This is a genomic window from Vibrio fujianensis, from assembly GCF_002749895.1.
Taxonomy (GTDB): Bacteria; Pseudomonadota; Gammaproteobacteria; order Enterobacterales; family Vibrionaceae; genus Vibrio; species Vibrio fujianensis.
Window position 1 is genome coordinate 157,309 of record NZ_NBUS01000043.1, and the last position, 9,045, is coordinate 166,353.

Annotated in this window: 9 protein-coding genes; all 9 read left to right on the forward strand. The window is 44.8% G+C overall.

All coding sequences use genetic code 11. The annotated features are described in order from the left end of the window. Positions 1 to 673, forward strand: a 673-nt coding sequence (gene cysP, locus B7C60_RS11535) for a thiosulfate ABC transporter substrate-binding protein CysP (RefSeq protein ID WP_245869247.1), incomplete at its 5' end; no start/stop codon positions are given. A gap of 60 nt (positions 674 to 733) precedes the next feature. Continuing rightward, a complete protein-coding gene (gene cysT / locus B7C60_RS11540) occupies positions 734 to 1,591 on the forward strand; it encodes a sulfate/thiosulfate ABC transporter permease CysT (protein ID WP_099611781.1) in 858 nt (285 codons plus the stop codon). Between the two features lie 12 nt (positions 1,592 to 1,603). Beyond that, positions 1,604 to 2,467 (forward strand): sulfate ABC transporter permease subunit CysW, encoded by an 864-nt coding sequence (gene cysW, locus B7C60_RS11545; RefSeq protein ID WP_099611782.1) that lies wholly within the window; start codon positions 1,604 to 1,606, stop codon positions 2,465 to 2,467. Next, complete coding sequence (locus B7C60_RS11550) at positions 2,464 to 3,591, forward strand: sulfate/molybdate ABC transporter ATP-binding protein (RefSeq protein WP_099611783.1); 1,128 nt, start codon at positions 2,464 to 2,466, stop codon at positions 3,589 to 3,591. Before cysW ends, B7C60_RS11550 begins: the two co-directional genes overlap by 4 nt. A 114-nt stretch (positions 3,592 to 3,705) precedes the next feature. Continuing rightward, positions 3,706 to 4,197, forward strand: coding sequence for a nicotinamide-nucleotide amidase (gene pncC, locus B7C60_RS11555; protein ID WP_099611784.1), 492 nt, complete (start codon positions 3,706 to 3,708; stop codon positions 4,195 to 4,197). 142 nt (positions 4,198 to 4,339) lie between these two features. Then, positions 4,340 to 5,386, forward strand: a complete 1,047-nt coding sequence (recA, locus tag B7C60_RS11560; RefSeq protein ID WP_099611785.1) for a recombinase RecA — start codon at positions 4,340 to 4,342, stop codon at positions 5,384 to 5,386. Positions 5,387 to 5,451: 65 nt separating this feature from the next. Next, positions 5,452 to 5,949, forward strand: coding sequence for a recombination regulator RecX (recX, locus tag B7C60_RS11565; protein WP_099611786.1), 498 nt, complete (start codon positions 5,452 to 5,454; stop codon positions 5,947 to 5,949). Between the two features lie 141 nt (positions 5,950 to 6,090). Next, positions 6,091 to 8,673, forward strand: coding sequence for an alanine--tRNA ligase (gene alaS, locus B7C60_RS11570; protein ID WP_099611787.1), 2,583 nt, complete (start codon positions 6,091 to 6,093; stop codon positions 8,671 to 8,673). A gap of 198 nt (positions 8,674 to 8,871) precedes the next feature. Beyond that, a partial coding sequence (locus B7C60_RS18985) for an amino acid kinase family protein (RefSeq protein ID WP_483887763.1) occupies positions 8,872 to 9,045 on the forward strand: 174 nt, incomplete at its 3' end.

Below are 9,045 nucleotides of genomic sequence, written 5' to 3' on the forward strand. Positions count from 1 at the left end.
TGCCAGCTCACCCTATTATTCCACCACCGCTTTTTTAGTCCGTAAAGGTAACCCAAAGAATATTCAAGATTGGAACGATCTTGCACGAGAAGACGTTGCTTCTGTTTTTCCTAATCCCAAGACATCAGGCAATGCGCGCTATACCTATCTCGCCGCTTTAGGCTATGCACAAAAAACCTTTGGCCGAGATGCTCTGGCAGCACAAGATAAATTCCTTAAACAATTTTTAGCTAACGTAGCCGTGTTTGATACCGGTGGCCGCGGCGCGACAACCTCATTTGTTGAACGTGGTATCGGTGATGTTTTAATCACTTTTGAATCGGAAGTGAATAATATTCGTCAGCAATATGGTGTCGATGATTATCAAGTGGTGGTTCCCAAAACTTCGATCTTAGCCGAGTTTCCTGTCGCGGTGGTGGAAAAGACGACTCAACGCAAAGGAACCCATGCCGTAGCAACAGAATATTTGTCATATCTCTATAGTGAAGAGGCCCAGCGTTTGTTAGCCGGATTTAACTATCGGGTGCACAATGAAACGGTCAAAAGCGAATTTGCCGATCATTTTCCGGAGGTGGAATTGCTGACGGTTGAAAGTATCGCAGGCGGTTGGGATAACGCGATGAAAATGCATTTTGCGAATGGAGCAAAGCTAGACCAATTGCAACGTCGTTAATCGATCTTGCCACTTGCCAGTCGAGTGGCTCTTTTTGCTTAATAGAGTTTAAGAGGGCTTATGAGTCATACTCTTACTGCCGCTACCGTTCGGCCACGACATCAAAGAGTGCTGCCAGGTTTTGGGATCAGCCTCGGTACATCACTATTTTTTATCAGTTTGATATTACTGCTTCCGGCCAGTGGCTTGATTATGCAAACCAGTCAAATGTCATGGAGTGACTATTGGCAAGTGATTACAGACCCTCGTGTGGTGGCCAGTTATAAAGTGACGATTGGAGCGGCGCTCATGGCTTCGATTTTTAATGGGCTACTTGGTCTGCTGTTAGCTTGGGTACTGGTTCGTTATGATTTTTATGGTAAGCGAATTCTCGATGCCTTGGTCGATTTACCTTTTGCGTTGCCGACGGCCGTTGCTGGGATAACCTTAGCAACACTCTATTCATCAAACGGTTGGGTGGGAAGTATTCTGGAATCATTGGGAATTAAAATCGCTTATACCCCGCTTGGTATTGTGTTGGCAATGACATTTACCAGTATTCCGTTTGTCGTTCGCACGGTTCAACCCGTATTAGAAGACATATCTAAACAAGAAGAAGAGGCAGGGATGACTCTGGGGGCTTCAGATAGCACGGTTTTTTGGAAAGTGATTATGCCGTCGATTCGCCCTGCGCTTTTGGTCGGCGTTGCTTTATCGTTTACACGTAGTTTGGGGGAGTTTGGCGCAGTCATTTTTATTGCAGGCAATATGCCTTATGTGAGTGAAATTACCTCATTAATGATTTTTGTGCGTTTGCAAGAGTTTGATTTCCCTGCGGCCAGTGCGATTGCGTCAGTAGTGTTGATCACTTCTTTATTATTGTTGTTTGCTATCAATGTATGGCAAGGCGCTTATCTGCGTCGTATTCATGGACGTTAAGGAATAAAAAAGATGAGTGGACATCAACCCCGACGTGTCGGTGAAAGCCCTTGGGTTAAATGGAGTTTGATTACATTGGCGCTATTTTGGGTGACCTTATTATTGATTATTCCTTTGGTCAGCATTTTTCAGCAAGCCTTTGCTAGTGGTTTATCCAATTACTTAAAGAGTTTACTTGCCGCGGATACACGTCATGCGATTGGTTTAACCTTGATGGTCGCACTACTGACGGTACCGGTTAATTTAGTATTTGGTGTGTTGCTGGCTTGGGCGGTAACACGCTTTGAATTTCACGGCCGAAAAATACTAGTGACGTTAATTGATATTCCTTTTGCGGTTTCCCCTGTTGTGGCTGGGCTGTTGTATCTACTGTTGTATGGCAGCAGCGGTTGGTTAGGAGCATGGTTGTTTGAACGTGATTTACAAGTCATGTTCGCTTGGCCGGGGATTGTGTTGGTGACCATTTTTGTGACTTGTCCTTTTGTCGCGCGTGAATTAATTCCATTAATGCAGCAACAAGGACGATCTGATGAAGAGGCGGCAGTCATTTTGGGCGCATCGTGGTGGCAACTGTTTCGCCGTGTTACTTTGCCTAATATCAAGTGGGCACTCATTTATGGGGTGATTTTAACCAATGCGCGAGCGATTGGTGAATTTGGTGCCGTCGCGGTCGTTTCCGGTAATATTCGTGGCGAAACCAACACCTTGCCACTGCACGTGCAATTACTTTATGAAGATTATCAATCGGAAGCTGCATTCGCGAGTGCCTCATTATTAGCCTTTATCGCCTTATTAACCCTTATCTTTAAAGCCTATGTGGAATGGCGACAAGAATATAACCAGATAAAAAACAACAGTGAGCAAGGGACGGTATGAGTATACGTTTAGATAATATCTGCAAAAACTTTGGTCAATTTCAAGCCATTTCCCCGCTCTCTTTACATATTGATGATGGAGAGATGGTCGGTCTGCTTGGGCCATCTGGATCAGGGAAAACTACGCTATTACGGATCATTGCTGGTTTAGAAGGAGCGGATAGCGGCACGATTCACTTTGGTAATAGAAACGTGACCAATGTGCATGTTCGTGAGCGTCGCGTCGGATTTGTCTTTCAAAATTATGCGCTCTTTCGCCATATGACGGTGGCAGATAATGTCGCTTTTGGTTTACAAGTGATGGAACGACGCAAAAGGCCGCCAGCTGCAGTGATCGCTCAGCGCGTAAAACAGTTATTAGACATTGTTCAGTTAGGGCATCTCGCTGAGCGTTATCCAGAGCAACTTTCTGGAGGACAAAAGCAACGTATTGCATTAGCACGCGCGTTAGCGACCCAACCTGAAGTATTGCTACTCGATGAGCCTTTTGGAGCATTAGATGCCAAGGTACGTAAAGAGTTACGCCGCTGGTTACGTAACCTACATGATGAATTGAGCTTTACCAGTGTTTTTGTCACCCATGATCAAGACGAAGCATTAGAACTGTCAGATCGTGTCGTGGTGATGAGTGATGGACGGATTGAGCAGATTGACTCTCCCGTACAGCTTTATGCTCAACCTAACAGTCGGTTTGTGTTCGATTTCTTTGGTAATGTGAATGTGTTCCAAGCCGAGTGGCAACATGAGCAGTGGGCTAATGGTCAGGCATTTATCTTGCCACCAAAACAACAAGCCATTTGTCACTCTGGCAAGCTTTATGTCCGCAGCCATGAGTTAACTTTGTCGCGCAAGCCTAACAGCCAAGCATCGTTACCATTTGAGGTTATTTCTATCAACCCGGTTGGCGCGGAAGTGCGTGTTGAATTGGCACCGTTAGGATGGCAAAGTGATGATCACTGGGAAGCGAAATTAACCCACCGAGCATTAAGCGAACAACCGTTGACTCGCGGCGATCATACCTTCGCAACACCACAAGTCGGTTATTTTTTTGGTGAGCAGCAAAGTACCCCACACGTGATCCGTTGGCCATTCTTAGATGCTGATAGTCTAATGTTTGAAATATAACTTCATGTTATATATTACAGCCTTGCATGGGTACGCTTATGTTGCCCATGGTATGTTCTCATCACTCGAATTGTGCTAAGGGTATATACCTAATCCGTATCAATGGAGAGAAACATGACAACGCTATTTTCATTAAGCCAGCAATTAGGCCAACAGCTATTACGAAGTCACCAGGTGTTAACCAGTGCCGAGTCGTGTACCGGCGGCGGGGTTGCTTTTGCCATTACCGACATTCCGGGCAGTTCGGCTTGGTTTGATCGTGCTTTTGTTACCTATAGTAATCAGGCCAAACAAGAGATGATTGGTGTGCAAAGCGAAACATTGGCTAAATTTGGCGCGGTTTCTGAGCCGGTGGTACAAGAAATGGTACAAGGGGCGCTGGCGCATTCACGTGCGACAATGGGAGTGGCGATCAGTGGAATTGCTGGCCCGGATGGTGGTAGTGAAGAGAAACCGGTTGGAACGGTTTGCTTTGCTTGGGCTGATACACAAGGTTGGCAAAAAATTGAGACAAGGCATTTTACTGGCGATCGAGCGCAAGTTCGTCAACAGGCGATGATTCATGCATTACAAACCATAGCGGATTATTTACCTGCGCTCAGTTAACTTGAGGTCAAACACAAATTTTTCTACACAGCTCTGGACACTGTATGAATCAACAGTATAATGAGTAGCAAATTGACGAATCTGTCGACACACTATCTAAGCATTCACCGCTCACCATTTAGGTGACAGTCTGGAGAAAGTAATGGACGAGAATAAACAAAAAGCATTGGCCGCCGCGCTTGGTCAAATTGAAAAGCAATTCGGTAAAGGCTCGATCATGCGCCTCGGTGATAACCGAGCCATGGATGTTGAAACCATTTCAACCGGTTCTCTTTCTCTCGATATCGCATTAGGTGCGGGTGGTTTGCCAATGGGGCGAATTGTGGAAGTGTTTGGCCCTGAATCTTCAGGTAAAACCACACTAACCCTTGAATTGATTGCTTCTGCACAGCGAGAAGGTAAAACCTGTGCTTTTATTGATGCAGAACACGCACTTGATCCTGTCTATGCACGCAAATTGGGCGTGAATATTGATGAACTTTTGGTATCCCAGCCTGATACGGGTGAACAAGCGCTGGAAATCTGTGATGCGCTAGCGCGTTCAGGAGCCGTGGATGTTATCGTTGTCGACTCTGTGGCGGCATTAACCCCAAAAGCTGAAATTGAAGGTGAAATGGGGGATAGCCACATGGGGCTTCAGGCGCGTATGCTTTCTCAAGCAATGCGTAAATTAACAGGTAACCTCAAACAGTCTAATTGTATGTGTATCTTCATCAACCAAATTCGGATGAAAATTGGTGTGATGTTTGGTAACCCAGAAACCACAACCGGTGGTAACGCACTAAAATTCTATGCTTCGGTTCGTCTTGATATTCGCCGTACCGGTGCCATAAAAGAGGGTGACGAGGTTGTTGGTAACGAAACTCGTATTAAAGTGGTTAAAAATAAAATAGCGGCACCATTTAAAGAAGCGAATACCCAAATCATGTATGGCCAAGGCTTTAACCGAGAAGGTGAACTTGTCGATCTGGGGGTCAAACATAAGCTGATTGAAAAAGCGGGCGCTTGGTATAGTTACAACGGCGATAAAATTGGTCAAGGTAAAGCCAATGCTTGTAAATTCTTACGAGAAAATCCTGAAGCTGCTAAAACGATTGATAGCAAGTTACGTGAAATGTTACTAAGTCCAGAACAAATTGCAGTTGAAGAGCCTGAGTTTGGGATTGTACCTGAGCAAGACGAATTGTAAGTGCGGTTTTATCTGGTTTATTTAGCCCTGCTTTGCAGGGTTTTTTTACAATTGGAGCATTCGATATGTCTTTTCTTCCTCACAGCAAAGGAGAACTTAAGCCCCAAAGACGTTGCCAAGAGAGTGCGCTGGGATTGTTAAGTCGGCGAGATCATAGCCAATATGAACTGATGCAAAAGCTTTTGATGAAAGGATTTTCGCACTCAGATGTTGAGCAAGCCATTTTATACTGCCAGCACTATGGTTATATCGATGATTTACGCTACGCACTTAGTGTTATTCGTCAGCATATCAGTAAAGGACATGGTGAGAGACGGATTCGTCAATCTTTACAACAAAATCGAGTCAGTGATGATCTGATCGTCATCGCCTTTTCGCAAGTAGAGATCGACTGGTTTGAACTCGCCAAGCAGGCGGCAGATAAAAAATTTAACTCTTGCGCTTCTATCGACAGAAAAACGCAAGCAAAGCGTATTCGCTTTTTACAGTATCGTGGGTTTAGTTTTGAGCAAATTCAGTACGCATTATCTGATTTGAGTGAGATTGAAAATGAGTCTGCTTGACGCTGATGATCCCACCCCAGCCTTGTTTTTGAGAGGCTATGTTTTGCAATTTTCCTCTTTTAATTAAGAAAACTAGTCGAAGCCTTATCCATGCTTTACAATAGCTCAAAATTCTAACTTGAGTCATTCAGGAAGAGCTGCATGTATATGAGCACCGATGAGGTTCGCCGCGCGTACCTCTCATTCTTTGAAAGTAAAGGGCACCAGATCGTTGATAGTTCATCATTGGTGCCTACTAATGATCCGACCCTGCTATTTACTAACGCAGGAATGAACCAATTTAAAGATTGTTTTCTTGGCCTAGAAAAACGCGCTTATACGCGAGCGACAACCGCTCAACGTTGTGTACGTGCTGGTGGTAAGCATAATGATCTAGAAAACGTTGGCTTTACTGCTCGTCACCATACTTTTTTTGAAATGTTGGGTAACTTCAGTTTTGGTGACTATTTCAAAGAAGATGCGATTCAGTATGCATGGGAATTTCTCACCGAAGTTCTTCAGTTACCTAAAGAACGCTTATTGGTTACCGTGTATCAAACGGACGATGAAGCCTTTGATATTTGGCATCAAAAAGTCGGTATTCCACAAGATCGCATTATCCGCATTGGTGACAAACCTGGAGGGAAAGCTTACGAGTCGGACAACTTCTGGCAAATGGGTGATACCGGCCCTTGCGGTCCTTGTACCGAAATATTTTATGATCATGGTGAACACATTTTGGGTGGGCCTCCAGGATCAGCAGAAGAAGATGGTGATCGTTTTATTGAAATCTGGAACGTGGTGTTTATGCAGTTTAATCGCCATGCCGATGGAAAAATGGAGCCGTTACCGAAACCGTCGGTCGATACTGGAATGGGGATTGAACGGATTTCTGCGATTGTTCAAGGCGTCCACTCTAACTATGAGATTGATGTTTTCCAAACCTTGATCAAAGCGGCCGCCGAAGTGATTGGGTATCAAGACCTGACCAATCAATCATTGCGTGTGTTAGCCGACCATATCCGTTCATGTGCTTTCTTAATTGTCGATGGTGTAATGCCGTCGAACGAAGGGCGTGGCTATGTATTACGCCGGATTATTCGCCGTGCCGTTCGTCATGGTAATAAACTGGGTGCTCAAGGCGCATTTTTCTACAAGCTGGTGACACCACTCATTGACGTTATGGGTAGTGCAGGCAAAGAGTTGCATAAACAGCAAGCGTTGGTTGAAAAAATCCTTCGTATTGAAGAAGAAAACTTTGGTCGTACTCTTGAACGAGGACTGGCGATTCTTAATGACGCGTTAGATGCCTTAACGGGTCAAGAGCTGGATGGTGAAACGGTTTTCAAACTGTATGATACTTATGGCTTTCCAGCCGATTTAACTAATGATGTAGCACGTGAACGAGGCTTTACCATTGATGAAGCGGGTTTTGAAACCGCAATGGAAGAGCAGCGTCAACGCGCTCGTGAAGCAGGGCACTTTGGTACAGACTATAATCGTTTGATTAAGGTTGAGGGCCAGTCTGAATTCTGTGGTTATAACGCAGTGCAACAGGCAAGCTCAGTATTAGCGATGTTTGTTGATGGTCAAGAGGTCAATGCGTTATCGGCGGGTGATAAGGCCATTGTGGTACTGGAGAAAACGCCGTTTTACGCTGAATCGGGTGGCCAATGTGGTGATACCGGCGTGTTAAAAACAGCGTCGGGGCTATTTCAAGTCGAAGATACTCAGAAATTAGGTCATGCCATAGCCCATTACGGCTTGTTACAAGAGGGGGTTATGGCCAAAGAAGATCAGGTTGAAGCGATCGTTGATGCCAAGCGCCGTGCTGCAATTTCACTAAACCATTCAGCCACTCACTTATTGCATGCGGCATTGCGTCAAGTGTTGGGTGAACATGTTGCCCAAAAAGGTTCACTCGTTAAAGCAGAAGGCTTGCGCTTTGACTTCTCACACCTTGAAGCGATGACCACTGATGAGCTTAAAGACGTTGAGCGCTTAGTTAATAGCCAAATTCGTCGTAATCATGTGATTGAAACGGCGATCATGGACATTGAAGCGGCGAAACAGAAAGGGGCGATGGCACTCTTTGGTGAAAAGTATGATGAGCAAGTGCGCGTTCTTTCCATGGGTGACTTTTCAACCGAATTATGTGGTGGTATTCATGCCTCACATACAGGAGATATTGGCTTATTTAAGATTCTGTCCGAAGGCGGTATCGCGGCTGGCATTCGTCGCATTGAAGCGGTTACCGGTGAAGTCGCTCTCGATGCTTTAGAGAATCAGCAACGTAAATACGAAGAAAAACTCTCTGAAACTGCCCATAAAGTGAAGCAACTTGAGAAAGAAATCCAGCAGTTGAAAGATAAATTGGCGACCCAAGCAAGCGCATCCTTAACCGATCAAGTGAAAGAGATCGCTGGGGTTAAAGTGCTTGTTGCACAACTCAATGGTGCTGATAATAAAGCACTACGTGGGATGGTTGATGAATTAAAAAATCAGCTAGGTAGCGGTATTATCATGTTAGGTAATGTCGTGGATGATAAAGTCGGCTTGATTGCAGGAGTGACCAAAGATTTGACCAGCAAAGTGAAAGCCGGAGATTTGGTTAATATGGTTGCACTACAAGTTGGTGGTAAAGGGGGCGGCCGCCCTGATATGGCACAAGCGGGAGGGAGTGACGCCAAAGCGCTTCCTTCTGCTTTAGAGTCTGTTGACGCTTGGATTGCAGAGCGTCTATAACATAGTGATAAGTTACGCTCAATCAATTATCTTTTGATTGAGCGTAATTTTATCTGGTTAACCAAGTGGTGTAATTGGCGTTGTTTTAAACAAAACCAGTTATCCACTTGGTTTTGTTGTTTATATCCCTCAATGACTCATCAAGCAATTGATTCATTGTTGGGGCCATGAGACTTTGTCTTGGGAAGGTGAATACTGGTGAAAAATCCCCTTATCGTACAAAAGTTCGGTGGAACGTCGGTCGGCTCTATTGAGAGAATATATACCGTTGCTGAACACATCATTAAAGCAAAAAATGATGGGAATCAAGTTGTTGTGGTTGTATCTGCCATGGCTGGTGAAACGAACCGTCTGTTGGGCCTTGCCCAACAA

Bases quoted from the DNA above. Each gene is read 5' to 3' on its own strand.
- cysT (WP_099611781.1), top strand. From the start codon at position 734: ATGAGTCATACTCTTACTGCCGCTACCGTTCGGCCACGACATCAAAGA.
- cysW (WP_099611782.1), top strand. From the start codon at position 1,604: ATGAGTGGACATCAACCCCGACGTGTCGGTGAAAGCCCTTGGGTTAAA.
- B7C60_RS11550 (WP_099611783.1), top strand. From the start codon at position 2,464: ATGAGTATACGTTTAGATAATATCTGCAAAAACTTTGGTCAATTTCAA.
- pncC (WP_099611784.1), top strand. From the start codon at position 3,706: ATGACAACGCTATTTTCATTAAGCCAGCAATTAGGCCAACAGCTATTA.
- recA (WP_099611785.1), top strand. From the start codon at position 4,340: ATGGACGAGAATAAACAAAAAGCATTGGCCGCCGCGCTTGGTCAAATT.
- recX (WP_099611786.1), top strand. From the start codon at position 5,452: ATGTCTTTTCTTCCTCACAGCAAAGGAGAACTTAAGCCCCAAAGACGT.
- alaS (WP_099611787.1), top strand. From the start codon at position 6,091: ATGTATATGAGCACCGATGAGGTTCGCCGCGCGTACCTCTCATTCTTT.